This window comes from Cupriavidus sp. AU9028, from assembly GCF_019795295.1.
Taxonomy (GTDB): domain Bacteria; phylum Pseudomonadota; class Gammaproteobacteria; order Burkholderiales; family Burkholderiaceae; genus Cupriavidus.
In genome coordinates this window covers 147,848-171,914 of sequence record NZ_JAIMCG010000009.1, presented here as the reverse complement: position 1 = coordinate 171,914, position 24,067 = coordinate 147,848, and the positions used below count along the sequence as shown (strand labels likewise).

Sequence of the window (24,067 nt, the reverse complement as noted above, 5' to 3'; positions counted from 1 at the left end):
GGTGACGCCTCGATTTGCGCAGGAACCTTCGCCCCTTCTCGCGCGTCCACCCTGTCATGACGACATCTGCAGGATATCCAGGGGAGATCGACATGCAACGATTCGATGGAAAGGTGGTAATCGTCACGGGCGCGGGCTCGGGGATCGGGGCCGGCACTGCCCGGCGCTTCGCCGCGGAAGGCGCGAGTGTGGTGCTGACGGGACGCACGCGGGAGAAGCTGGAGCGCACCGCCGCGGATCTGCCGGCGGACCGCTGCCTGGTGCATCCGGCCGATGTTTCACAGCTGGAACAGGTCGAGGCGCTGGTCGCCGCGGCCGTATCGCGCTTCGGCCGCCTGGACGTGCTCGTCAACAATGCCGGCGTCGCCCCGGGCGGCCGCGTGCACGAAGCCAGCGTGGACGATTGGCGGCAGGTGATGTCGATCGACCTGGACGGTGTCTTCTACGGTTGCCGCGCTGCGCTGCCCGAACTGATGAAGACGCGCGGCAGCATCATCAACGTGTCGTCGGTCTCGGGCCTGGGCGCCGACTGGAACATGGCCTTCTACAACGCCGCCAAGGGAGCCGTCACCAACCTGACGCGCGCGATGGCGCTGGACTACGGCCGTGACGGCGTGCGGGTGAACGCGGTATGCCCGTCGCTGACCCGCACGGACCTGACCGAGGACATGATGGCCGACGAGGCGCTGATCGCGAAGTTCCGCGAGAGGATCGCGCTGGGTCGTGTCGCCGAGCCCGACGATATCGCGGCGGCGATCGCGTTCCTCGCGAGCGACGATGCGCGCTTCGTGACCGGGGTCAATCTTCCGGTCGATGGCGGGCTCAGCGCCTCCAACGGACAGCCGCCGCAATAACGCCAATCACGCCAATCACCCCAATCGCGCGATCCCGCATCAGTCAGGAGTAGCCCGGGCCTTGCGAGGCTGTCACACCAGCCGCGCGCCCGGCCACGCGCCCGACATCACGATATTGCGCACCGACTGGCGCACCGACTGCATGATGTCCCACAGTTCCGGCACCGGCGGCCGGTTGCGCGCGGTTGCCAGCGCCACCTGACGCGTCACCACCGGCTCGACCAGCCGCGCCGACAGCAGCCGGCCCTGCGCGACCCGGTCGGCGACCGCGGCAAACGGCAGCAGCGTCGCGCCGCAGCCCTCCTCCACCAGCCGCATCGACACGGTGTTCGACGCGTCGCACTCCAGCGCCATCGACAGGCTGGTGCCGGCGCGGGCCGCCAGTCCTTCGGCCAGCACGCGCAGCCCGTGGCCGGTGCTGGGCAGGATCAACGGCACATCGGCCAGCTTGCGTACGGGGAACGTCGGACCGATATGGCTCCACGAGGTGGGCGTGACCAGCGTCAGGTCTTCCTCCAGCAGCAGGTCCACCTTCAACGCACCGTGTTGCTCGGGCAGGTAGAGCAGCGCCACGTCGACCTCGCCCGCGGCCAGCCATTGCAGCAGCGGACTGGCGAGCCCCTCGACAAAGCGCACCCGCGTGGCCGGAAAGCGCGCCTTGAGCGCGGTGCCGATGCTGGCGAAGGCAGTGGTCGCGATGGTCGGTTGCGCGGCAATCACCAGTTGGGCCGGTCCCTGCGCGGTGGAAGCGCGGATCGCGTCGCGCGCCTCGGCCAGCGTCGCGGCGACCTGACGGGCGTAGCCGAGCAGCGTCTGCCCGGCCTCGGTCAACACCACCCCACGGCCGCTGCGGTGGAACAGCCGGGTGTCGAGCGCCGCCTCCAGCCGCGCGATCTGCCGGCTGACGGTGGACTGGTCCGCGCCCAGTTCGAGCGCCGCCCGGGAGATGCTCTGCGTGCTGGCGACGCAGACGAAGCAGGCGAGATCGTCCGAATTGAGGGTCTGGTTTGCCGTGCCGCTCATGGCGCCTCGGCGAAGCGGTCGCGCAGCGCCTGGCTGGCGTTGCGCAGCATCACATGGTCCAGCCCGACCGCCACGAAGGTCGCGCCCATGTCCAGATAGCGGCGGGCGTCGGCTTCCACCGGCGTCAGCGTGCCGATCGCCTTGCCGGCCGCCTTCGCCGCACGATAGACGCGCTCGACCTGCCGCTGTACGTCGGGATGGTTGGGATTGCCGAGATGGCCGCAGGCCGCCGCGAGGTCGGACGGACCGACGAAGACGCCGTCCACGCCCTCCACCGCGCAGATTTCCTCGGCCGCCTCCACCCCGGGCAGGCTCTCGATCTGCACCAGCACGCAGATGTTGTCGTTGATGGTGGTGAAGTAATCGGGGACGGTTCCATAGCGGTTGCTGCGCTGGGTCATCGATACGCCGCGCGTGCCCTGCGGCGGATAGCGGGTCGCTTCCACCGCGCGGCGGGCCTGCTCGGCATTCTCGATGAACGGAATCAGGAAGTTGTAGAAGCCGACGTCCAGCAGCCGCTTGAGCAGGATCGGATCGTTCCAGGGCGGGCGCACCACCGGCGCGCTCGGGCTGTCCTTGAGCGCCATCAGCTGGGGCAGCAGCGTCAGCACGTCGTTCGGGGCATGCTCGCTGTCCAGCAGCATCCAGTCGAAACCGGCCAGCCCGATGATCTCTGCAGTGATGGGGCTGCCCAGCGAACACCAGCAGCCGATCAGCCGCTGCTGTGCGCGGATGGCGGCGCGAAAGCGGTTCGGCAATGGCGACGACAAGGGCGAGGTTGGCTGCATGCGGGTCTCCTGTCAGGATGGATGGGGCCGCCCGCGGGGGCCACCAAAGAGAAAGCGCGGCGCCGACGGCCGCCGCGCTGCATTCGGTAATGGGTCAGGCTCGGCCGGGTCCGGCTCGGCCGGGTCCGGCTCGACCGGCTCAAGCCGTGGCCGTGCTCAGCCGGGACGCGGGTCCAGGCGAGCGGCCGGTTGCCTTCTGCACGAAGGCGGCGGCTTCGTCCAGCTGGGCCAACGTCATCGCATCGACCGGAATCCGCTCCGCCCGTGCGCGCCGGGTGGCACGTTCCGGGTCGCCCGGCAACAGGATCTGTTCGTGCCCCTGCTGCAGGCGCGAGGAGCGCAGCCAGTTGACGAAGGCATCGAGCTCGGCGCCGAAACTGGTGCTGCCCGCCAGTCGGGCCGGATCGAACACCAGCGCGAGCATATTGTTCCAGATTGCCTGCGGGTGCGTCAGGGTTTCCGGGCGAACGGTATGGCCGCCGGTGACCGCGGCACCGAGCAGTTCGCACATGAAGGCCAGCGCATAGCCCTTGTGCTCGGCGAAGGCGCGCAGCGCGCCCGGCGTGGCGCCGGCCTCGGGATACATCACGCCCGGCTCGATGGTGGGCAATCCGTCGGCATCCAGCAGGCAGCCCTCGGGCACCGGCACGCGCTTGTTATGGGCGACGCGCACCTTGCCCATGGCGATCGCACTGGTGGCGAAATCCAGCACCAGCGGCGGCGCGCCTTCGACTGGAATGCCGATGGTGAACGGATTGGTGCCATAGCGTGGCTGGCAGCCGCCATGGGGCGCCACCATCGGCCGCGACAGCACATTGACGAAGTGGATCGAGATCATGCCGGCCGCGCAGGCCTGCTCGGCCCAGTGGCCGACGCGTCCGAGGTGATGCGATTCGCGCAGGCCGAGCACCGCGACGCCATGCTGGCGCGCGCGCTCGATCGCCATCTGCATCGCCTCCTCGGTCACCGCCTGGCCCATGCCGCGATTGCCGTCCAGGCTGAGCAGGCTGCCGCTGTCGCTCAGCACGGTCACATGCCGGTTCAGCTGCAACTGGTCGCCCAGCCACGACTGCACGTACTTGGGAATCATGCCCACGCCGTGGGAGTCGTGCCCGGTCAGGTTCGCGCCGATCAGATGGTCGGCGGTCAGCCGGGCCTCGCGCTCGTCCGAGCCGGCGGCGCGCCACAGGTCTTCGACCCATTGGTGCAGCGCGTCTGTGGGAAGGTAATGTTCGGTCATATGCGAAGAAGGAAGAGTCGGCCCGGGCGGGACAGGCAGGACACGATGCCCGGGCGGGATGATCGGCAGGAGACGAGGAAGCGCCGCGACGGCGGCGGCCCGCTATTGCCTGCTACTCCAGCTTGATATTGGCGGTCTTGATCAGCTTCGCCCACTTTTCCACTTCGGCCTTCTGGAACGCGCCGAGTTCGGTGGGGCCGGCCCCGGACGGCTCGATGCCAAGGCCTGTCAGCCGCGTGCGCATTTCCGGGTCCTTGATGATCTTGCCGATGTCGGCGGCGAGCCGGTTGACGATCGGCATCGGCGTGCCGGCCGGTGCGAACACCGCCTGCCACGACACGATCTCGTAGCCCTTCAGGCCCGCCTCGGCCATCGTCGGCACGTCGGGCAGCTCTCCCGAACGGCGGGGTCCGGTGGTGGCCAGCGCGCGCAGCTTGCCGGCCTGGATCAGCGGCATGGCGGCCACGCTGTTCTCGAACAGCAGGTCGACCTGCTTGCCCAGCAGTGCCTGGGTAGCGGGGCTGCTGCCCTTGTAGGCCACGTGCACCAGCTTCACGTCCGCCATGGTCGCGAACAGCTCGCCGGCCAGATGCTGCGAGGTGCCATTGCCCGAGGAGCCGAAATTGATGCTGCCAGGCTTGGCCTTGGCCGCCGCGATCACGTCCGCGACGGTTTTCCAGGGGCTGTCGGCGTTGACCACCATCACGTTCGGCAGCGTGCCGATCAGCGCCACCGGCTGGAAATTCTTGACCGGGTCGTACGGCATCCTGGGATACAGGCTCACATTGATCGAGTGCGAGCTGATCGTGCCGCCCAGAATGGTGTAGCCGTCCGGGGCGGCCTTGGCCACCACGTCGCTGCCGATATTGCCGCCGGCGCCGGGGCGGTTCTCCACCACCACCGACTGCCCCAGCGATTTGGTCAGCCCCTGCGCAACCAGCCGGCCCAGCACGTCGGTAGTGCCGCCGGCGGCGAACGGCACGACATAGGTAATGGGCTTGCTGGGCCAGTCGCCGGTCCCGCCCGACTGCGCGCGTGCCGCCGGGGTGGCGATGGCAAGCGCCGCCCCGACGCCGAGCACCGCGGCCAGCGAGGCGGCGTGGAAGGAAAACCGCGCGGATAGCCGAACACGGTTCGGCCGGAGGAAAATCGGCATGGTTGTCTCCTGTTTCTTATGGGATTCGCCATCCGTCTTCCGCTGGACCCTGCTGCTCCAGGGTGCGGTGGCCTGATGGAATCTACACGGGTGCTTCTCCCAGAGCCTTGCAGATTCTGCATAACAGAAATGCAGTGTGCCATGGGCGGCGGCGCGCCGTGAATCGCAAGATTCGCCTTGTACCGACGCCGGCGGCACTGGGTCGCCGTTCCCGGCATCTCCGCCGTATCCTTTCCAGCTTGCCGACAAGATGACAGCCAACGCCGCATCCACCCCTGCCGCTTCCACCAATCCGTCGTCTGCCACGCCGCCCACCCGCTCTGGCGGCCGTGTGCTGGTGGACGCCCTGCGCATCCACGGCGTGGAGCGCATCTTCTGTGTCCCGGGCGAGAGTTTCCTCGACGTACTGGATGCGCTGCACGATCAGCCCGCCATCGACCTGGTCGTCTGCAAGCACGAAGGTGCGGCAGCGAACATGGCGGAGGCCGACGGCAAGCTGACCGGGCGGCCCGGCATCTGCTTCGTCACGCGCGGACCGGGCGCCACCCATGCCAGCATCGGCGTCCATATCGCTGCCCAGGACTCGACCCCGATGATCCTGTTCGTGGGGCAGATCGCGCGGGAGCACAAGGGGCGCGAAGCGTTCCAGGAGGTGGACTACGTCGCCATGTTCGGCTCCGTCGCCAAATGGGTAGCGGAGATCGACGATCCGGCGCGAATTCCGGAGCTGGTGGCGCGCGCATTCCAGTGCGCGACCTCGGGCCGCCCCGGTCCAGTGGTACTGGCGCTGCCCGAGGACGTGCTGGACGGACTGTGCGAGTGCCGCGACACCGGCCGCTACCAGCCCGTTTCCGCGTCGCCCTCGGCCGCCGCGGCCCAGAGCCTGGCCACCGCACTGGCCGGTGCACGCCAGCCGCTGGTGATCGCCGGCGGCGCGAACTGGTCCGAACAGGCAGTCGCGGATTTCCGCGCCTTCGTGCATGCGTGGGATCTGCCGGTGGCCTGCGCCTTCCGTCGCCAGGACGTGTTCGACAACCGCGACGACCACTACATCGGCCACTTGAGCCTGGGCGTCAATCCGAAGCTGGCCCAGCGCGTGCGCGACGCCGACCTGATCGTTGCCTTCGGCACCCGGCTGGGCGATATCGCCACCGACGGCTATACCCTGCTGGAGCCGCCGTGCCCGCGCCAGCGGCTGATTCATCTGCATGCTGACAGCGCCGAGCTTGGCCGCGTCTATCAGCCCGAACTGGCGATCCATACCGGCATCGCAGCGGGCGCCGCGATGCTGGCGTCGCTGACCGCGCCGGACCGAACCCAATGGCGCGACTGGACCGCCGGCGGCCGGGCGGACCACCTCGCCTTCGTCGCCCCGCCCGCACCGCATCCGCAGCTGGAAGGGGTGGACATGGCCAAGGTCATGGCGTACCTGAACCAGGTGCTGCCGGACGACGCGGCGCTGAGCAATGGCGCCGGCAACTACACTGTCTGGCTCCACCGCTTCTACGCCTATCGCCGGCCGCGCACGCAGCTGGCGCCCACCTGCGGGGCGATGGGCTACGGTCTGCCCGCCGCCATCGCCGCCAAATTGCGGGACCCGCAGCGTACCGTGGTCTGCTTCGCGGGCGACGGCTGCTTCCTGATGTATCCGCAGGAACTGGCCACCGCTGCCGAAGCCGGTGCCAATATCGTCGTCGTGATCGTCAACAACGGCATGTACGGCACCATCCGGATGCATCAGGAAAAGCGCTATCCGGGCCGGGTCAGCGGTACCGGCATCCGCAATCCTGACTTCGTCACGATGGCCCAGGCCTGCGGTGCATGGGCCGAACGGGTCGACGACGCGGACCAGTTCCCGGCGGCGTTCGAGCGCGCCTGCGCCGCGGGACGGCCCGCGGTGCTGGAACTGCGCACCGATCCGCGCCAGATCACCCCTGCGATGCGGTTGCAGGACTGAAGGTTCCGGTTTGCACCCCTCTCCCCTGGAAGGGGGGAAGGGGAACACCGGCGAGGATGGATGCACCGCCGGTCTGCTCCCCTCGCCCGCTTGCGGGAGAGGGGCCGGGGGAGAGGGCAACGGGCGTGGGCGCTGCCGCCGCCCGGCAAAAAGACCAACCCTGTCTCCCCTCGAAGGGAAGACAGGAAACACCGACAATCAGGAGACACCATGGCCAACCCCACCGCACCTTCCCCGGATCGCCCCCGCTATGATGCCAGCGCCCTGCGCGCCATGGCCGCCGCGCTGTTCCAGCGCGCGGGCATGCCGGCCGACCGGGCGGCAGACGTGGCCGACATCCTGATCGAGGGCGACCTGATGGGCCATGACACTCATGGCCTGCAGTTGCTGCCCGTGTATCTGGCCGAGATCGATAGCGGCAGCATGCTGGTGCGCGAGGACTACGACGTCGTCTCCGATCGGGCCGCCGTGGCCACCTGGGATGGCAAGCGCCTGCCCGGCCCCTGGCTGACGCTGCGTGCGCTCGATGTGGCGATCGCCAAGGCGCGCGACTACGGCACCGGCACCGTCACCATCCGCCGCAGCCACCATATCGCCTGTCTTGCCGCCTATCTCGAGCGCGCGACGCGTGCCGGCCTGGTGATGCTGCTGTACTCGTCCGCACCGGCCGCAAAGATGGTCGCGCCGTTCGGCGGCACGCAGCCGCTGTTCTCCCCCAGCCCGGTGGCGGTGGGCTTTCCGACCGCGCGCGGCCCGGTGCTCGTCGACATTTCCACCTCGATCACCACCGTCGGTCTGACGACCCGCCTCTACCGGGAAGGCAAGACGCTGCCGCATCCCTGGCTGCTCGACGAGCACGGCAACCCGAGCAACGACCCGACTGTGCTGCAGCCTCCGCACGCCGGCTCGATCCTGCCGCTCGGCGGGCTCGACGTCGGTCACAAGGGCTTCGCGCTGTCGCTGATGGTGGAGGTGCTGACCGCCGGCCTTGCTGGCCATGGCCGCGATGACCCGGGCAAGCGCTGGGGCAATACCGTGTTCCTGCAGATTCTCGATCCTGCCGCCTTCGCTGGCGAGGCGGATTTCGCCCATCAGATGGACTGGATCGCCGCCGCCTGCCAGGACAATCGGCCTCGCCCCGGCGTGGAACGGGTACGCCTGCCGGGACAGGCCGCGCTGGAGCGCAAGGCCGCGCAGCTCGAACATGGCGTCGCGCTCAATCCAGGAATCGTTCCCCTGTTGCGGCCATGGCTGGACAAGTTCGGGATCGAGATGCCGCCGGCACGGGGATAATCCGCATCGGGCTTCGACCCGGCGCCTGTCGTTCGTGCCCCGCGCATTGGTCACGGGTAGCGGGCAAAGCAGATTCGTTCCCTACGGGAAAGAATGTGGTTCCTCCCGGCACACAATCCGGGAGCCTTCGTGACCTAGAATGCCCGCATCCCGCCATTGCAAGCGAGCACCATGTCCGCACCTCTCTTTCCTGGCTTTCGCACCATCCGCGTCGAAGTGGGCAGCGATCTGCACCTGCACGCGGTCGTCGGCGGCGAGGGCCCGCCGCTGCTGTTGCTGCACGGCCATCCCCAGACCCATGCGATCTGGCACAAGGTGGCGCCGCAACTGGCGCAGCGCTACACGGTGGTCGCCTGCGACCTGCGCGGGTATGGCGATTCGTCCAAACCCCGCGGCGACGACGACCACGGCAACTACAGCAAGCGCACCATGGCGGCCGACATGGTGAAGGTGATGCAGTCGCTTGGCTTTGCGCAATTCGCGGTGATGGCCCACGATCGCGGTGCTCGCGTTGCGCACCGCCTCGCCGCCGACCACCCCGACGCCGTACAGCGGCTGGTGCTGCTGGATATCGCCCCCACGCTGGCGATGTATCGCAAGACCAACGAGGCCTTCGCCCGCGCCTACTGGCACTGGTTCTTCCTGATCCAGCCCGCGCCGCTACCGGAGCGGTTGATCGAAACCGATCCGGCCGCCTATCTGCGCGACGTGATGGGCCGGCGCAGCGCAGGACTGTCGCCGTTCGACCCGCGCGCGTTCGCCGAGTACGTGCGCTGCCTGTCCCTGCCCGGCGCCGCGCACGGCATGTGCGAGGACTATCGCGCCGCCGCCGGCATCGACCTCGAGCATGACCGCGCCGACCGCGAACAGGGCCGGCGCCTGGCGATGCCGCTGCTGGTGCTGTGGGGCGAGCAGGGCGTGGTGCATCGCTGCTTCCAGCCGCTGCAGGAATGGCGCGAGGTCGCCGACGACGTGCGCGGCGAGCCGCTGCCTTGCGGCCACTACATCCCCGAGGAAGCGCCGGAGCAGTTGCTGGCACGCGCGCTGCCGTTCCTGCAGGGCGAGGCCGCCCCGCGCTGACCGGCGGTGCCCGGCTACGACGGGCACCGCCGCCAGCGTCATCAGAACCGATAGTTCGCCGTCAGCTCGACGCGGCGGCCCGGGCCCTGCAGCCACTGCGTCTGGTTGTAGTAGGCAGTGGTGAAGTAGTGCCGGTCGAACACGTTGAAGCCGCGCAACGACAGCGTCAGATCCTTGCGCGGCCGCCACTGCAGCAGCAGGTCCGTGGTGGTATAGGACGGCATCCGCAGCGAATTGGCCCGGTCGGCATAGCGCGCCCCCACGTAGCGCAGCCCCGCCGCGGCGGTCCATTGCGGATGGAAGCGCCAGCTTGTCCACAGGTTCGCCAGCCGTTCCGGCACATCGGTCGGCACATTGCCATTGCGCGATACCGCCGTCCCGCCTGCCGACTCGGTAAAGTCGTCATAGCGCGCGTCCAGCACGGCAGCATTGGCGTCGATGCGCCAGCCGCGCGGCAGGCTGATGCCCAGCGTTGCCTCGAGGCCGCGCGACGACTGCTGGCCGATCTGCACGCTGCGCGCGGGATCGGCAGCGTCGCGGCTGACCAGGTTCTTCTTGACAATGCGGTACGCCGCAAGTGTCCATTCCCCCTTGCTGCCCAGGAAGGTCTGCTTGACACCCACCTCGATCTGCCTGCCTGTGGAGACATCGAAATTGCTATTGGCGGTGGACAGCATCAGCAACGCACTGACCGGGTCGGCCGCCTCGGAAATCTGCGCGTACAGCGCCAGGTCCTGCGTGACGTTGTAGACGGTGCCGGCACGCCATCCCACATTGGCAAAGGTTCTAGCGAAGGACTGCTGCCCCGTGACCAGATCCTCGCGCGACAGACGGGCATGGTCGTAGCGCAGCCCGGCCAGCACCGACCAGCGTGGCGTGACTTCCAGCCGATCCTCGACAAACAGCGCGTACTGGGTGGCCTCGTTGCGATAGCGCGGGGACGTACCGGCCACATTGATAAAGCCACCGCGCTCGAAGTCGTACGGGTCCACCACCGAGCTGCCGCCGTAGGGCGAGTTGTTCGCATGCTGGAACGAGGCGCGGTTGACATCGAACCCCACCGACACGCTGTTGCGCATCCCGAGCAGCCCGTGGCGGAACACCGCGTCGGTCGTATTGCCCAGCTGCCATTGGTCATGCAGGATTTCAGTGTACGACGAGCGGCGGACCTGTCCGCTGGCGGGCAGCCAGTCGTAGTACTCGGCATTGCGCCAGTGCCGGTCACTGTCGATGTAATAGACGCGGGAGCGCACCGTGGTGGCGTCGTTGGGCGTCCATTGCGCGTTCAGCTCGGTCCACTGGTCGTCGTAGCGGATGCGCGCATCGGCGACGTTGTAGTTCTTGTCCCGCAGCGACGGGGCCGGACGGCCATCGACCAGCGGCACGCCGAAATAGCGCGCCGGCTTCTGCCAGCCCCGCGCGTGGCTCAGGCGGATGCTCCATTCCGCAGACGGGTCCCACTGCAGCGCCCCGGACAGCGACAGATTGCGCGAGTCGCCGAAGTCGACCGAGCCGTCGCTGCGGTTGCCGCTGACGTCCAGGCGGTACGACCAGCGCTCGTCCAGCGCGCCGCCGCTGCCGAACGCCAGCCGCTGCGTGTCTTCGGTGCCGACCGTCGCCTGGATTTCGTTGCGGATCGCCCCGCGCGTGGGCTTTCTGGGCACGACATTGACGACGCCCCCGATCGCCCCCTCTCCGTAGATGACCGAGGCGGGCCCGCGCAGCACCTCGATGCGCTCTACGGGCCAGGTATCGAAGGGGAAGGTCACGCCCACGCCGCCATACTGGCGCACGCCATCGTAGAGCTGCATCACCGACGACGAGCCGGTGAAGCCGCGCGCCGACAGCGCGGAGCCGCCATTGCCGGGGTGCGCCAGCTCGGACAGGCCGGGCGCGCGCGTCACCGCGTCGATCAGGTCCGCGTCGCCACGCTCCTCCAGCTGGTCGCGGGCGATGGTGTCCACGCTGGCCGGGGTCTGCATCGCGCTCAGCCCCAGGTTCGATCCCGCGGCGACCGGCTCCTCCAGCAGGGTCTGGGCCTCGGCGCTGACCGTCACCGGCGCCAGCTCCTGCTCCTGCATGTCCTGTGCGCGGGCCGGCGGGACCGTCACCGCGGCGGCTGCCAGCAGGCTTGCTGCCGTCCATGACCCGCGGCGCTGCGCCAGCGGTGCGGTGCGCCGATGACGGTAGGAGGCGGCGGTGGCCGAAGCCTCCGAATGCGTCGGGGCAGAGGACATGGCAAGAAATCGAGCGGCAGAAGCGACCGATTCTAGGCACTGGGCCCGGCACATGGAATGCGACACATGGCCGCACGAAGAGCGCCGGCCCCGAAGCGGACCGCAGGCGGACCCTGCCAGCCCTCAGCAGACCTCCGGGAGTGACGCGCCGCCCGTGGCGGCTTATCCTTGCGGTTCTTCCTGGCCAACTGACCGAACCGAAGGATCTTCCAGATGAATCGCCCCATCCGTGCCGCCCTGCTCTGCTGCCTCGCCATTGCCACGCTGTCCGCCACGGCCCACGCCGCCGACACCGGCGCGACGCAGACCCTGCCCTCCGGCGTCACGATCGAACACCTGACCAAAGGCAATGGCGCCTCCCCCAGGGCCACCGACACCGTCAAGGTGCACTACCGCGGCACGCTGACCGACGGCACCGAATTCGACAGCTCCTACAAGCGCGGCCAGCCCATCTCGTTCCCGCTCAATCGCGTCATCCCGTGCTGGACCGAAGGCGTGCAGAAGATGCAGGTGGGCGGCAAGGCGAAGCTGGTGTGCCCGGGCAAGACCGCCTATGGCCCGCGCGGCGTGCCGGGCACGATTCCGCCCAATGCGACGCTGAACTTCGAAGTGGAACTGCTGGGCATCGGCGGCTGACGCGCCTGCCGCGGGGCGGGCGCCCCGTCCTGTTACCTTGAGGCCGGCGCGGCCCGCGCCCGATCATCCGATCGAGCGCCGGGCCGCGTCGCACTCCTCGCAATCGGCCGAGGGCGGGTGCAGGAAGACCAGCGGATCGTCCGCCAGCGCCGTCATGGCGGCCTCGACCAGATGCCGCGCGCGCATCAGCCGCGCGTGCGCCTGCCCGACCGGGCCCTCGCGCTGCCGTCCGGACTCCCGAAGCCACTCATCGGCGAGCGCAAAGCGCTGGCAGCAGTGGTCGTTCTCCCGATACCGCACCCGCACCACATGGCCGGCGCCGGCCACTGTGCAATACCCCGGCACGCCGTAAGGCACCCCCGCCATCACCTCCGCCAGATGCAAGGTCGTGTTGGCGTCGTGCCCCACCCCCAGGAGCAGCACCTGCCCATCCAGCGCATGGATGCGGCCAACCGGGCTATCCGGGCCGTGCGGAGGCAGCGGCAGCGGACCGCGAACGATCTCCCGCGCATGCCGGCCGGCGGCAGCAAAGGCGAAGGGATGATCGCTTCGCTGCACCCCCTCGGATTGCCAGAACAGCCGGGCCAGCGCGCCGAGGTCCGGCGCCGACGGCGTCGTGGCCGGGTCGAAGACGCGATCGTCATCCCCGGTCCACGACGGCATCGCCACCGTACCGCTGCGCCCGACCGCCTCCTGTAGCGCGCCGATCAGGGCCGCCGCACCGCCGGCTACCGGTCCGACACTGCGCAGCGAGGCATGCACGAGCAGCACATCGCCGGGCATCACGCCCAGCGCTCGCAATTGCCCGACGATCCCCTCCGGCGTGGCAACCGTGGTGGGGAAGGCAGCAGGCTCGCTCATGCGTTCCGGCCCAGGTGTCTGTCGTCAGCGCGCCTGTCAGCGCGACTGTCCCGCAACGATCCCCGCAATCGCGTCGCCGACAGCCGCCGTGCTGGCGCTCCCCTTCATGTCCGGCGTGTGCGGGCCATCGCGCAGCACCGTCTCGATGGCCGCGAGGATGGCATCGTGCGCCTCGGTGTGGCCAAGAAAATCCAGCATCAGCGCGCCCGACCAGATCATCGCGATCGGATTGGCGATGCCCTGGCCGGCGATATCCGGCGCGGAGCCGTGCACCGGCTCGAACAGGGACGGGAACTTGCCCTCCGGGTTCAGGCTGGCCGAGGGCGCGATGCCGATGGTGCCGGTCGTGGCCGGGCCGAGATCGGACAGGATGTCGCCGAACAGATTGGTCGCCGCCACCACGTCGAAGCGGTCGGGCTGCAGCACGAAGCGCGCGGAAAGGATGTCGATATGCTGCTTGTCGACCGTCACCTCCGGATAGTCCTGCGCGACCGCATCGGCGCGCTTGTCCCACCAGGGCATGCTGATGGCGATGCCGTTGGACTTGGTCGCCAGCGTCAGATGCTTGCGCTGGCGCTTCTTCGCCAGCTCGAAGGCATAGCGCAGCAGCCGGTCCGAACCGCGGCGCGAGAAGGTCGCCTGCTGCAGCACCACCTCATGCTCGGTGCCCTCGTACATGATGCCGCCGATCGAGGTGTACTCACCCTCCGTGTTCTCGCGCACTACTAGGTAGTCGATCTCGCCCGGCTTGCGATTGGCCAGCGGACACGGCACGCCATCGAACAGTCGCACCGGCCGCAGGTTGATGTACTGGTCGAATTCGCGGCGGAACTTGATCAGCGAGCCCCACAGCGACACATGGTCCGGCACCAGCGCGGGCCAGCCGACCGCACCGAAAAAGATCGCATCGTAGCCCTGCAGCGTGCTCTTCCAGTCGTCCGGCATCATCTTGCCGTGCTGCATGTAGTAGTCGCAGCTCGCCCAGTCGAACGAATCGAATTGCAGCGTGATGCCGAAGCGTTGCGCGGCGGCCTGCAGCACCTTGATGCCTTCGGGCAGCACTTCCTTGCCGATGCCGTCTCCGGCGAGCGCGGCGATCTTGAACAGGCGGGTCGTCATGGTCACAAGTCCAGAAGAGATTGGGAAACGATCGGTATCGACGTTTGCGTCAGTATAGAGAGTCCCGCGGTGCATAATCGGCCCATCCGTCAAGTTTCAATTCACGAAACATGCATAATCGGCTGCCGAATCTCGAAGACCTGCGCGTCTTCGTCCATGTTGCACAGCGCTCCAGCTTTGCCGCCGCCGCGCTCGACCTCGGCATGTCCGCGGCCTACATCACCAAGCGCGTGCAGGCGCTGGAAGCGGCGGTCGGCGCCAAGCTGCTGAACCGCACGACCCGGCGCGTGGTGGTGACCGAGGACGGCGAGCGCACCTACCAGTGGGCGCAGAAGATCCTGGGCGACGTCGATCATCTCTATGACGACCTCTCCGCCAGGCGCAAGGCGCCGCGCGGCACGGTGCGCATCTGCAGCAGCTTCGGCTTTGGTCGGCAGGTCGTCGCCCCCGCCATCTCCGCGCTGGCCCAGCGCTACCCGGCGCTGAGCATCCGCTTCGAGGTGTTCGACCGGCTCGTCGACGTCGGCGCCGAGGGCTTCGACCTGGACGTGCGCATCGGCGACGAAATCGCGCCGCACCATATCGCACGCAAGCTCGCGGCCAACCACCGCGTCCTGTGCGCCTCGGATGCCTACCTCAGGCGCCGTGGCACGCCTCGCACGCCCGGCGATCTGGCGAACCACGACTGCCTCATCATCAAGGAACGCGATCACGCCTTCGGCGTATGGCGGCTGCGTGGGCCCGGCGGCGAGGCCGCGGTCAAGGTGCGCGGGCAGTTGTCCACCAACCATGGCGAGATTGCGGTGGGCTGGGCCGTCGAAGGGCGCGGCATCCTGCTGCGCTCGATGTGGAATGTGGGGCCGCTGATCGAGGCCGGCAAACTGCGGCAGGTCCTGCCCGGTTACTACCAGGAAGCCAACGTCTGGGCCGTGTATCCGGAACGGCTCGAATCGTCGGCAAAGATAAAGGTCTGCATCGACTGGCTCGAGACGTACTTGCCGGGCCAGTACCTGCAGCAGTCGCCGGGCATGACGCGCAAGGCGCGGCAGTAGCCGCGCCGCCACGCTCGAACGCCCCCGCACAAGCTGCAGCGGCACCCCTCCAGGCTCGCGCCGGTTTGCTCCCCTCTCCCGCGCGCGGGAGAGGGGCCGGGGGAGAGGGTTCGCAGCGCTTGCGTTCAGGCGCTGTCGGCGAACCGAAGCCGGTCGCGATGGCCGGCTTTTTTACGCCTCAGTCCGCCTTGATATCCGCCCGCGCTGCCACCGCCCGCATTTGCGGCAGCTCCCGCTCGATCCGGGCGGTCACCGCGGCGCCATCCGCATGCGCCGGCGTCAAGCCAAGCTCGACCATCCGGTTGCGAAACTTCGGCGCGGTCGCGACCTCGGCCAGCGCCGTCTCCAGCTTCGCCCGCACCCCGTCCCGCACACCGGCGGGCGCCACCAGCGCGAACCAGGTTCCCATCTGGAAACCCGGATAGCCGCTCTCCGCCACCGTCGGGACTTGCGGCAGCGCCGGCAGCCGCTGCGGCGACAGCACCGCAAGCGGCCGGATCTTGCCGCCCTTGATCAGTGGCAACGAAGCGACGATGGTATCCACCGCCACCTGCACCTGTCCGCCTGCCAGCGCCGTCAGGTTTGGCGCGCTGCCATTGAAGGGCACGTGCACCATGCGGATGCCCGCCGCCGACTTCAGCATTTCGCCGCCGAAATGCACCGACGAGCCCGCGCCAAACGAGCCGTAGGAAAAGCGGTCCGGCGCGGCTTTCGCCTGCATCACCAGCTCCTTCAACGTCGTCACCTTCGTCGCCGGACCCGCGAGCAGCACCAGCGCCATGTCGGCAACCTGCCCGATCGGCGTGAAGCTCCTGAGCGGGTCATAAGGCAGGCTCGGCCGGATCACCGGATTGAGCGTCAATGTCGTGCTCGCCGCCAGCAGCAACGTATAACCGTCGGGCGGCGCATTCGCCGTCAGCGCCGCCCCCACCATGGTGCCGCCGCCCGGCTTGTTTTCGACGACTACCGCTTGTCCCAGTTTCTCACCCATGTCCGCAGCCAGCAGACGGGCAAGCACGTCGGTCGCTCCGCCGGCGGCAAACGGTACGATCAGCTTGATGGGCCGTTGCGGAAAATCGCCTTGCGCGTGCGCTAGCCCAGGTGTGACGCCCAGCGCCACGGTGGCGAGCAACAAAAACAGACGGGGTAACAAGCGGGGTAACAAGCGCATGGGTTTTCCTCGGTCGGTAGCGGTCGATCTGTGGCGTGCCGGACGATACGGCGAAGCGGCGGACCGAAATGATACGTCCGCCCCGCCTTTCGCTGAACATCGCCCGCCGGCAGGCGCAGGCATTTCCGGCTACGCTGCGGCTATCGAGGAGCGCGCATCCCGCGCGCTCCCAGTGCCTTTCGCCGAACCGCCATGACCAACGCCCTGACAATCGACTTCGTCTCCGACATCACCTGCCCGTGGTGCGCCATCGGCCTGAGCGCATTGCTGCGCGCGCTGGACAACCTGCGCGAGGAAGTCCAGGCGGACATCACCATCCACCCCTTCGAACTGAACCCCGACATGGGCCCGGAAGGGGAAGTCATCGTCGAGTATCTGGGGAAGAAATACAACCGCACACCCGCGCAGATCGCGGAAACGCAGGCGATGATCCGCGAGCGCGGCGCCGAGGTCGGCTTCACGTTCGGCGAACGCGTGCGCACCTTCAACACCTTCGACGCCCACCGGTTGTTGCAATGGGCCGGGCTGCAGGACAAGCAGCTGCCGCTCAAGCTGGCACTGCTGCGCGCCTACCATACCGAAGGAAAGAACCCGAGCGACCACGAGGTGCTGGTCGGCGCTGCGCAATCCGTGGGGCTCGACGGCGAGCAGGCGCGGCAGGTGCTGTCCAGCGGCGCGCATGCCGACGAGGTGCGCGAGCAGGAGCGCGAGAATCACGCCATGGGCATCCACTCGGTTCCGGCCATCATCTTCAACGGCAAGTATCTGATTACCGGCGGGCAGCCCGTCGCCGCCTTCGAGGACGCCGTCCGCCGCGTCATCGAACTCGAGTGAACCCCGCGGGAAGAACCACAAAGTCACGAAAGAGTCACTAAAGCGCTTGCCACGCCAGCGTTTACACGCATTGGGAGTGCCCGCTTGTTAACGTTAACATCCGAGCGGGCATCTTGCTGTCGGCGGTATGTCGCAAGGGCCACAACCACAAGGAGAGAGACATGCAGACAGCAACACGACCCTGGGCGCCCCTGCCCGTCCTGATTGCGGTAGCCACCCTCTTTGGCTGCGGAGGTGGGGACGACAACGCGCCACCGCCAGCCGGGCCGAATCCCAATCCGCCGACCGCGCAGGTCGTCCGTTCCGCCGGACTGGTGGTCCAGGCGCCCCAGGTTGCCGCCGACGCATCCGGCGCCCAGGTGGTCAAGGCCGGCATCCTCACGCCCGGCGGCGTCCGGACGATCTCCACCGGCGCATTGCCCGCCGGCGCCGCCCAAGCGCTCCAGGCTAGCCTTGCCCCCGGCGATCTGGTCGACTGGATTCCGGGCAGCAGCCCCGACAGCGCGACGGTGCCTCAGGACGCGCAGCGGACCTTCAACGTCATCCTCTCCAAGGGCACGGCGGGCGCCACCCAGTTCAACCTGGCCAGGTACGGCGCTGCGGTGACCCGCCACAACGACAAACCCGGCGCCATGGTCGCGGCGGGCTGGATCTACAACAAGACCGGAAACTCGATCACCGTCGGCGACGGCCGCATCGTCACCGCCGATATCGCCGGACGCCCCTACGACACCCCGATCAAGCGCTACGAGGAAACCTACACCGTCTCTCCCGACGTGAAGGTCTTCAACGTCAACACCGAGGACTACAGCCGCAGCGCCGCCGCCGATTTCGCCTCGATTCCAGTGACCGCCGACTACCACCACGGCACCACCTCGCGCCAGGCCGCCTATCTGCTGTTCGACGACAACTACCAGAATGCGGCCAACGCCAAGGTCATCGCCATCTGGTATTTCACGCCGCAGTCCACATCCGACGGCAAGCCGGTCTGGGATGTGCCAACGCGCAGCGTCCTGCTCGATGACAAGGGCAACGATCCCGTCTCCGGGCAGCCGTATAGCGCGATCAACGCGACCTCCCCGACCACCGCGCCGTATACCCGCAGCACCGAACCGTTCGAAATGGTCAGGGACACCATGTACTACGTTGGCGACAACGAGGTCGCCTCGTATCTGCTGAAGGCCGACATGGGTACCCCGAACGATCCCGCCGACGACAAGCTGATCAAGGTCGATGCCGGCTGGCCCAATAGCGGGTACCAGTACTGGAAGAACATGGAACTGGTCGGCATCGACCCGCGCGCCGTGACCGACATCTGGCTCACGCACGGGCACCTGGACCACTACGGTACCGTCGCCGAACAGCTGAAGATGATGGACAACGCCGGCAAGTCCGTCGCGCTGTGGGGTTCGCGCGAGGACACTATCGGCATCGAGACCGATCCGCAGGGCAACCGCTGGAGCATTCCCGGGGCACTGCCCGAAAACGAAACCGTTGTCCGCACCCGTACCACGAACTTCTATGAGTACGACAAGTGGTACGACTTCGGCAACGTGCAGATCATGGTGATCTGGTCTCCGGGCCATACGCCGGGCACCACCAACATGCTGTTCAAGGTGCGCAATCCCGACGACGGCAAGTTCTACACGTTCGGCTATCACGGCGGCTATGGGGTCAACGGCCTGACCACGCCTACCCCGGACAACGGCTGGCGCCGGCTGTCGTTCCAGCACGGCTTCAGCTATCTGCAGAACAGCGTCGATGTCGACTTCGTTGCGCCCCAGCACACCAACCAGTTCCCCATCGTCGAGGTCTACCAGGCGCTGAAGGCGTATAACCGCGACCCGCAGAACGCCGGCAAGCCGCTGACGATGATGGATGCGATGCGCTCGAAGGTGTACGACTCGCCCGTCGTCAACGGCGTCAATATCACCAGCGAATTCGCCAACCAGCTGGAAAAGCGCCGTTCGGTCATTTCGTACAAGGGCAGCGACGCCGCCAATCCGTCCTACAAGAGCCTGGAAACGTCAGGCCCGTTCAAGCCGGGACGGGAAGCTGGCCTGACGTCCGTGCGGGCGAAGCTGCTCGATGGCGGCAAGATCATCCAGGGCTTTGTCGCGGCGCAGAACAAGAACCCGCTGATCCCGCTGCTGGCACAGGGCATTCCGAGCAATTCGGATACCTTCGTCAATGACCCGAACGGCTACTACGTGCAGGTCTCGATCGACGTGCAGGACGCCGGCTACAAGGGAATTATCCCCGAAGGGCTGCTGCAGTTCAGCCCGGGGACCGGCAGCAACATCACCTACAAGGGCGGGCCGGTCGAGTCGATCCACGCCGCGCGCGGCACCTTCCATCCGCCGGAGGTCCTGCGCACCCAGCGGCTTGGCTCGCTGGCGGAAGCGCAGCAGGTGCTGGCGACCATCGCGAAGGATCAGACCGTGACCATTTCGCTCACCCCTGCCAGCGAAATCGTGGTGCCGGCGGACGTCAGCAAGACGTTCCAGTAAGGCGGGACGAGGCGAGCGGCGCAAGGCCGCTCGCCTCCCGATGTCCGATCCTCTCCATCCGGCCACCCGAGTCCGCCCATGATCCCGCTGCCTTCGATCCGCGCTCTCGTGCTCGCGTCGTGCCTCTGCTGTGCGATACCGGCACCCGCCAGCGCTGCCGCCCCTTCAACTGCCAGTTCACCGGGCGCGCGGGCCTCCGCCTCGCTCGAACCGCTTCAAATGCAGGCGCAACGAGGCAATGCCGCCGCGCAGTACGAGCTTGCCCAGCGCCATGCCAGGGGCAGCGGCGTCGCCATGGACCGGCGCCGCGCATTCGAGCTGTATGTCGCCTCGGCCGATCAAGGCTTCGCTCCCGCGGAATACGAGGTGGCCCAGTACTACAAGGGGCTGTCCGGAGACGCGTTCGACCCGGTCCGATCGCTGCGCTACCTGCAGCGGGCCGCCGAGCACGGGCACGGCCCCGCACAGGTCGATCTGGCATTCCTGCACATGAACGGCAGCGGCGGCGTGCCGAAGGACCTGCCGCTCGCCTTCCAGTGGTTCAGCAAGGCTGCCGCCGGCGGCGCCGTCGTTGCGCAATGCATGCTCGGGGACTTCTACAAGAACGGCCTTGGGGGAGCGCCGCAGGATCACGCGCAAGCATTTCAGTGGTACAAGCGCACCGCCACCAGCAACGACCGCTGCGCGCCGAAATCGCAGTACGAGCTGTACGTCGCGTACGCGGAAGGCCGGGGCGTCAGGCGCAGCATGCCGACCGCCATCAACTGGCTGAAACGCGCGGCCGAGGCAGGCAACCCGATCGCGCAGCGCACTCTCGGCATCGCCTACGAAACGGGCCGCGGCGTGCAGCAGGACCTGGCCCAGGCGAAGTTCTGGACGCTGAAATCCCGCGAAGGGGTCGCGCCGCACGACGACCACGAGCATGAGGAACACCACGCGGATGGGCATTCGCGCCATGGCGGACACACCCATCCTGGCCCTCACTGATTCGCTTGAATGCGCCGATCCGGGAAGGTAGGCTATACAGCCCAACAAGAACAATGAGACCCTTCCATGACCACCGCGCATGTCTTCATCGCCATCAGCCTCGATGGTTATATCGCCCGCTCGGACGGCGACATCGACTGGCTGCTGCAACGTGACGACCCCACCGAGGATCACGGCTACAACGACTTCATCGCGGACAAGGACGTGATCGTCATGGGCCGTGGCAGCTATGAGAAGGTGTCGAGCTTCGACCCCTGGCCCTATGACAGGCCGGTTGTAGTGCTGTCCCGGCAGCTGGCCGGTACGCCGGTGCCCGAGGCATTGCAGGGGAAGGTACGCTTCACCGGCGCGTCACCGCGGGAACTGATGGACTCGCTGGCCGGCGAGGGCGTGCGACGCATCTATCTCGATGGCGGGCAGGTCGTGCAGTCGTTCCTGCGGGAAGGACTGGTCGAGGATATGGTCATCACCACGGCCCCGGTGCTGATTGGATCGGGACGACCGTTGTTCGGCACGCTGGCCAGCGACGTCGATCTTGTGCTGGTGTCCAGCCGCAGTTTTCCGTCGGGGCTGGTGCAATCGACCTACCGGGTCAGGCAGCAATGAAACAGCCCGGCGCGAGGGCCGGGCTGTGGGCGTTGCGCGTGGTGCCGCATGGCAAAGGGACGGCCCCTTGCCCTACGACGCCGCCACGGTGTCAGACATCGATATTCCGCGCCACCAACGCATTGCTCTCGATGAAGTTGCGCCGCGGCTCCACTTCATCGCCCATCAGCGTCGTGAAGATCTGGTCGGCGGCGATCGCGTCCTCGATCTGCACCTTCAGCAGGCGGCGCTGGGTCACGTCCAGCGTCGTTTCGAACAGCTGCTCGGGGTTCATCTCGCCCAGGCCCTTGTAGCGCTGGCGCGATACGCCCCGCTCCGCTTCGGACAGCAGCCACTGCATCGCCGCGTGGAAGTCGCTGACGGTCTGCTCGCGCATCTTCTCGCCTTCGCCACGGCGCACCTTGGTGCCGTCGGGGATCAGGCCCTGGAAGGTCTTGGCGGCCAGCGCCAGCGCGGCGTAGTCGGCGCCGTGCACGAACTCCGAGTCGATATGCGACAGGCGCACGTTGCCGTGGTGGCGGCGCGCGACCATCAGGCGGTGCTTCTCGTTCTTTTCGTCGTACTGCGCGTAGACGTCGGCGGTGCCGTCGTCGTTGACCGCGGCACCGTTCAGGCGCTTGGCATGCATCTCGGCGAGCTTGGCCTTCAGCGTTCGGGCCGAGGCTTCGGCGCCTTCGGCGGAGTCGAGGTTCAGCTCGACGCCGTCGGCAATGGCGCGCAGCGCATCGCTATCGACCACGCGCGACAGGCGGGTGATCACGCCTTCGGCCAGCTGGTACTGGCGCGCGAGTTCGGCCAGGGCATCGCCGCTGATATCGCTGCCATCCGGACGCACCAGCGATGCCTTTTCCATCGCCAGGCGCAGCATGTAGGCGTTCAGCTCGCTGTCGTCCTTGATGTAGCGCTCGTCCTTGCCATGCTTGACCTTGTACAGCGGCGGTTGCGCGATGTAGACGTAGCCGCGCTCGATGATGTCGGGCATCTGCCGATAGAAGAACGTCAGCAGCAGCGTGCGGATGTGCGAGCCGTCCACGTCCGCATCGGTCATGATGATGATGCGGTGATAGCGCAGCTTGTCCAGGTTGTAGTCGTCCTTGCCGATGCCGGTGCCCAGCGCGGTGATCAGCGTCAGCACTTCCTGGCTGGACAGCATCTTGTCGAAGCGCGCGCGCTCGACGTTCAGGATCTTGCCCTTGAGCGGCAGGATCGCCTGGAACTTGCGATCGCGCCCCTGCTTGGCGGAGCCGCCTGCGGAGTCGCCCTCGACCAGGAACAGTTCGGACAGCGCCGGATCGCGCTCCTGGCAGTCGGCCAGCTTGCCCGGCAGCCCCATGCCGTCGAACGCGCCCTTGCGGCGGGTCATTTCGCGGGCCTTGCGTGCGGCTTCACGGGCGCGGGCGGCGTCAACGATCTTGCCGCAGATGATCTTGGCGTCGTTGGGCGTTTCCAGCAGGAAGTCGGTCAGTGCCTTGGAGACCAGTTCCTCGACGGGCAGACGCACTTCGGACGACACCAGCTTGTCCTTGGTCTGCGAGCTGAACTTGGGCTCGGGCACCTTGACCGACAGCACGCACGACAGGCCTTCGCGCATGTCGTCGCCGCTGGTTTCGACCTTGGCCTTCTTGGCGATCTCGTTTTCTTCGATGTACTTGTTGATGACGCGCGTCATCGCCGCACGCAGCCCGGTCAGGTGGGTGCCGCCGTCGCGTTGCGGAATATTGTTGGTGAAGCAGAGCACCTGCTCGTTATAGCCGTCGTTCCACTGCATGGCGACTTCGACGGCGATGCCCTCCTTCTCCGCATTCGCGTAGAAGATATTCGGGTGCAGCACGGACTTGGCGCGGTTGATGTACTCGACAAACCCCTTCACGCCGCCAGAGAACGCGAAGTCCTCTTCCTTGCCGGTACGCTGGTCGGTCAGCTTGATATGCACGCCGTTATTCAGGAACGACAGTTCACGGATGCGCTTGGACAGCACCTCGTAGTGGAACTCGACGTTCGTGAAAATCACTTCATCGGCCAGGAAATGCACCTCGGTGCCGCGCTTGTCGGTCGGCCCGAGCACCTTCATCGGCGAGACTTCGGTTGCCTGTCCGTCCGGGCCGTTGACCGTTTCCACGATGCGGTTCTGCACCGCACCTTGCGCGAATTCAATGAAATGCGCCTGGCCATCGCGGCGCACCGTCAGGCGCAGCCACTTGGACAGCGCGTTGACGCAGGACACGCCAACGCCATGCAGGCCGCCGGACACCTTGTAGCTGTTCTGGTTGAACTTGCCGCCGGCGTGCAGCTCGGTCATGGCGATTTCCGCCGCGCTGCGCTTGGGCTCGTGCTTGTCGTCGAACTTGATGCCGTGCGGAATGCCGCGGCCGTTATCGACGATGGAGATCGAGTTGTCCGTGTGGATGGTGACCTGGATCTCGGTGCAATAGCCGGCCAGCGCTTCGTCGATCGAGTTGTCGAGTACTTCGAAGACGAGGTGATGCAGGCCGGTGCCATCGGAGGTGTCGCCGATATACATGCCCGGCCGCTTGCGTACCGCCTCCAGCCCCTCCAGGATCTGGATCGAGGAGGCGCCGTAGCTGTTTTCCTGTTGCGGGTTCTGCTGTTGGGTCATGTTTTCCTACTCACGGCAAATACGAATGGCCCGCCGCGCGCGCTTG

At 67.4% G+C, this 24,067-nt stretch carries 19 protein-coding genes; 10 read left to right on the top strand and 9 right to left on the bottom strand.

From position 1 onward, the window contains the following. Positions 1 to 92 precede the first annotated feature (92 nt). Positions 93 to 854: an SDR family NAD(P)-dependent oxidoreductase gene (locus K6V06_RS12230; RefSeq protein WP_222243743.1), complete on the top strand. Its 762-nt coding sequence runs from the start codon at positions 93 to 95 to the stop codon at positions 852 to 854. 72 nt (positions 855 to 926) lie between these two features. On the opposite strand, the gene K6V06_RS12225 is transcribed toward K6V06_RS12230, so the two are convergent. The 4 genes from K6V06_RS12225 to K6V06_RS12210 all read right to left on the bottom strand — a co-directional run bounded on the left by K6V06_RS12225 (position 927) and on the right by K6V06_RS12210 (position 5,061). Beyond that, on the bottom strand, positions 927 to 1,877 hold the full coding sequence (locus K6V06_RS12225; RefSeq protein ID WP_222243742.1) for a LysR family transcriptional regulator: 951 nt from the start codon (positions 1,875 to 1,877) through the stop codon (positions 927 to 929). Continuing rightward, positions 1,874 to 2,665, bottom strand: a complete 792-nt coding sequence (gene garL, locus K6V06_RS12220; protein ID WP_222243741.1) for a 2-dehydro-3-deoxyglucarate aldolase — start codon at positions 2,663 to 2,665, stop codon at positions 1,874 to 1,876. Before garL ends, K6V06_RS12225 begins: the two co-directional genes overlap by 4 nt. A 139-nt stretch (positions 2,666 to 2,804) precedes the next feature. Then, positions 2,805 to 3,905, bottom strand: coding sequence for a malate/lactate/ureidoglycolate dehydrogenase (locus K6V06_RS12215; protein ID WP_222243740.1), 1,101 nt, complete (start codon positions 3,903 to 3,905; stop codon positions 2,805 to 2,807). A gap of 112 nt (positions 3,906 to 4,017) precedes the next feature. Beyond that, positions 4,018 to 5,061 carry a tripartite tricarboxylate transporter substrate binding protein gene (locus K6V06_RS12210; RefSeq protein ID WP_222243739.1) on the bottom strand — a complete coding sequence of 348 codons (1,044 nt, stop codon included), beginning with the start codon at positions 5,059 to 5,061 and terminating at the stop codon, positions 4,018 to 4,020. Between the two features lie 250 nt (positions 5,062 to 5,311). Between K6V06_RS12210 and K6V06_RS12205 the strand changes: the two genes are divergently transcribed. The 3 genes from K6V06_RS12205 (at position 5,312) to K6V06_RS12195 (ending at position 9,391) form a co-directional block, all read left to right on the top strand. Then, a complete protein-coding gene (locus tag K6V06_RS12205) occupies positions 5,312 to 7,018 on the top strand; it encodes a thiamine pyrophosphate-binding protein (protein ID WP_222243738.1) in 1,707 nt (568 codons plus the stop codon). Between the two features lie 210 nt (positions 7,019 to 7,228). Next, positions 7,229 to 8,311, top strand: coding sequence for an Ldh family oxidoreductase (locus K6V06_RS12200; protein ID WP_222243737.1), 1,083 nt, complete (start codon positions 7,229 to 7,231; stop codon positions 8,309 to 8,311). A gap of 171 nt (positions 8,312 to 8,482) precedes the next feature. After that, positions 8,483 to 9,391: an alpha/beta fold hydrolase gene (locus tag K6V06_RS12195; RefSeq protein WP_222243736.1), complete on the top strand. Its 909-nt coding sequence runs from the start codon at positions 8,483 to 8,485 to the stop codon at positions 9,389 to 9,391. A 41-nt stretch (positions 9,392 to 9,432) separates the two neighbouring features. Here the strand turns inward: K6V06_RS12195 and K6V06_RS12190 are convergent, their stop codons facing one another. Next, the gene (locus K6V06_RS12190; protein ID WP_222243735.1) at positions 9,433 to 11,628 is read right to left on the bottom strand and encodes a TonB-dependent receptor; all 2,196 of its coding nucleotides are present in this window, start codon (positions 11,626 to 11,628) and stop codon (positions 9,433 to 9,435) included. A gap of 213 nt (positions 11,629 to 11,841) precedes the next feature. Here K6V06_RS12190 and K6V06_RS12185 point away from each other — a divergent pair, with 213 nt between their 5' ends. Next, positions 11,842 to 12,264, top strand: a complete 423-nt coding sequence (locus K6V06_RS12185; RefSeq protein ID WP_222243733.1) for an FKBP-type peptidyl-prolyl cis-trans isomerase — start codon at positions 11,842 to 11,844, stop codon at positions 12,262 to 12,264. A gap of 63 nt (positions 12,265 to 12,327) precedes the next feature. Here the strand turns inward: K6V06_RS12185 and K6V06_RS12180 are convergent, their stop codons facing one another. Then, a complete protein-coding gene (locus K6V06_RS12180; protein ID WP_222243731.1) occupies positions 12,328 to 13,125 on the bottom strand; it encodes an AAC(3) family N-acetyltransferase in 798 nt (265 codons plus the stop codon). A 36-nt stretch (positions 13,126 to 13,161) separates the two neighbouring features. Next, positions 13,162 to 14,244 carry a tartrate dehydrogenase gene (locus K6V06_RS12175; protein WP_222243729.1) on the bottom strand — a complete coding sequence of 361 codons (1,083 nt, stop codon included), beginning with the start codon at positions 14,242 to 14,244 and terminating at the stop codon, positions 13,162 to 13,164. Between the two features lie 110 nt (positions 14,245 to 14,354). Between K6V06_RS12175 and K6V06_RS12170 the strand changes: the two genes are divergently transcribed. After that, the gene (locus tag K6V06_RS12170; protein ID WP_222243727.1) at positions 14,355 to 15,296 is read left to right on the top strand and encodes a LysR substrate-binding domain-containing protein; all 942 of its coding nucleotides are present in this window, start codon (positions 14,355 to 14,357) and stop codon (positions 15,294 to 15,296) included. Positions 15,297 to 15,474: 178 nt separating this feature from the next. Here the strand turns inward: K6V06_RS12170 and K6V06_RS12165 are convergent, their stop codons facing one another. Further along, positions 15,475 to 16,467: a tripartite tricarboxylate transporter substrate binding protein gene (locus tag K6V06_RS12165; protein ID WP_222243725.1), complete on the bottom strand. Its 993-nt coding sequence runs from the start codon at positions 16,465 to 16,467 to the stop codon at positions 15,475 to 15,477. 192 nt (positions 16,468 to 16,659) lie between these two features. Here K6V06_RS12165 and K6V06_RS12160 point away from each other — a divergent pair, with 192 nt between their 5' ends. From K6V06_RS12160 to K6V06_RS12145, 4 genes are all read left to right on the top strand, one after another. After that, positions 16,660 to 17,301, top strand: a complete 642-nt coding sequence (locus K6V06_RS12160; RefSeq protein ID WP_222243723.1) for a DsbA family oxidoreductase — start codon at positions 16,660 to 16,662, stop codon at positions 17,299 to 17,301. Positions 17,302 to 17,462: 161 nt separating this feature from the next. Next, entirely contained in the window at positions 17,463 to 19,811 is a 2,349-nt protein-coding gene (locus tag K6V06_RS12155) for an MBL fold metallo-hydrolase (protein ID WP_222243721.1), read from the top strand. Between the two features lie 219 nt (positions 19,812 to 20,030). Continuing rightward, positions 20,031 to 20,798, top strand: coding sequence for a tetratricopeptide repeat protein (locus tag K6V06_RS12150; protein ID WP_222243719.1), 768 nt, complete (start codon positions 20,031 to 20,033; stop codon positions 20,796 to 20,798). 66 nt (positions 20,799 to 20,864) lie between these two features. After that, a complete protein-coding gene (locus K6V06_RS12145; RefSeq protein ID WP_222243717.1) occupies positions 20,865 to 21,404 on the top strand; it encodes a dihydrofolate reductase family protein in 540 nt (179 codons plus the stop codon). A 91-nt stretch (positions 21,405 to 21,495) separates the two neighbouring features. Here K6V06_RS12145 and gyrB read toward each other — a convergent pair whose 3' ends face one another. Next, on the bottom strand, positions 21,496 to 24,021 hold the full coding sequence (gene gyrB, locus K6V06_RS12140; protein WP_222243715.1) for a DNA topoisomerase (ATP-hydrolyzing) subunit B: 2,526 nt from the start codon (positions 24,019 to 24,021) through the stop codon (positions 21,496 to 21,498). Positions 24,022 to 24,067 lie beyond the last annotated feature (46 nt).

Coding starts and splice junctions, on each gene's coding strand:
- K6V06_RS12230 (WP_222243743.1), top strand. CDS start 93: ATGCAACGATTCGATGGAAAGGTGGTAATCGTCACGGGCGCGGGCTCG.
- K6V06_RS12225 (WP_222243742.1), bottom strand. CDS start 1,877: ATGAGCGGCACGGCAAACCAGACCCTCAATTCGGACGATCTCGCCTGC.
- garL (WP_222243741.1), bottom strand. CDS start 2,665: ATGCAGCCAACCTCGCCCTTGTCGTCGCCATTGCCGAACCGCTTTCGC.
- K6V06_RS12215 (WP_222243740.1), bottom strand. CDS start 3,905: ATGACCGAACATTACCTTCCCACAGACGCGCTGCACCAATGGGTCGAA.
- K6V06_RS12210 (WP_222243739.1), bottom strand. CDS start 5,061: ATGCCGATTTTCCTCCGGCCGAACCGTGTTCGGCTATCCGCGCGGTTT.
- K6V06_RS12205 (WP_222243738.1), top strand. CDS start 5,312: ATGACAGCCAACGCCGCATCCACCCCTGCCGCTTCCACCAATCCGTCG.
- K6V06_RS12200 (WP_222243737.1), top strand. CDS start 7,229: ATGGCCAACCCCACCGCACCTTCCCCGGATCGCCCCCGCTATGATGCC.
- K6V06_RS12195 (WP_222243736.1), top strand. CDS start 8,483: ATGTCCGCACCTCTCTTTCCTGGCTTTCGCACCATCCGCGTCGAAGTG.
- K6V06_RS12190 (WP_222243735.1), bottom strand. CDS start 11,628: ATGTCCTCTGCCCCGACGCATTCGGAGGCTTCGGCCACCGCCGCCTCC.
- K6V06_RS12185 (WP_222243733.1), top strand. CDS start 11,842: ATGAATCGCCCCATCCGTGCCGCCCTGCTCTGCTGCCTCGCCATTGCC.
- K6V06_RS12180 (WP_222243731.1), bottom strand. CDS start 13,125: ATGAGCGAGCCTGCTGCCTTCCCCACCACGGTTGCCACGCCGGAGGGG.
- K6V06_RS12175 (WP_222243729.1), bottom strand. CDS start 14,244: ATGACGACCCGCCTGTTCAAGATCGCCGCGCTCGCCGGAGACGGCATC.
- K6V06_RS12170 (WP_222243727.1), top strand. CDS start 14,355: ATGCATAATCGGCTGCCGAATCTCGAAGACCTGCGCGTCTTCGTCCAT.
- K6V06_RS12165 (WP_222243725.1), bottom strand. CDS start 16,467: ATGCGCTTGTTACCCCGCTTGTTACCCCGTCTGTTTTTGTTGCTCGCC.
- K6V06_RS12160 (WP_222243723.1), top strand. CDS start 16,660: ATGACCAACGCCCTGACAATCGACTTCGTCTCCGACATCACCTGCCCG.
- K6V06_RS12155 (WP_222243721.1), top strand. CDS start 17,463: ATGCAGACAGCAACACGACCCTGGGCGCCCCTGCCCGTCCTGATTGCG.
- K6V06_RS12150 (WP_222243719.1), top strand. CDS start 20,031: ATGCAGGCGCAACGAGGCAATGCCGCCGCGCAGTACGAGCTTGCCCAG.
- K6V06_RS12145 (WP_222243717.1), top strand. CDS start 20,865: ATGACCACCGCGCATGTCTTCATCGCCATCAGCCTCGATGGTTATATC.
- gyrB (WP_222243715.1), bottom strand. CDS start 24,021: ATGACCCAACAGCAGAACCCGCAACAGGAAAACAGCTACGGCGCCTCC.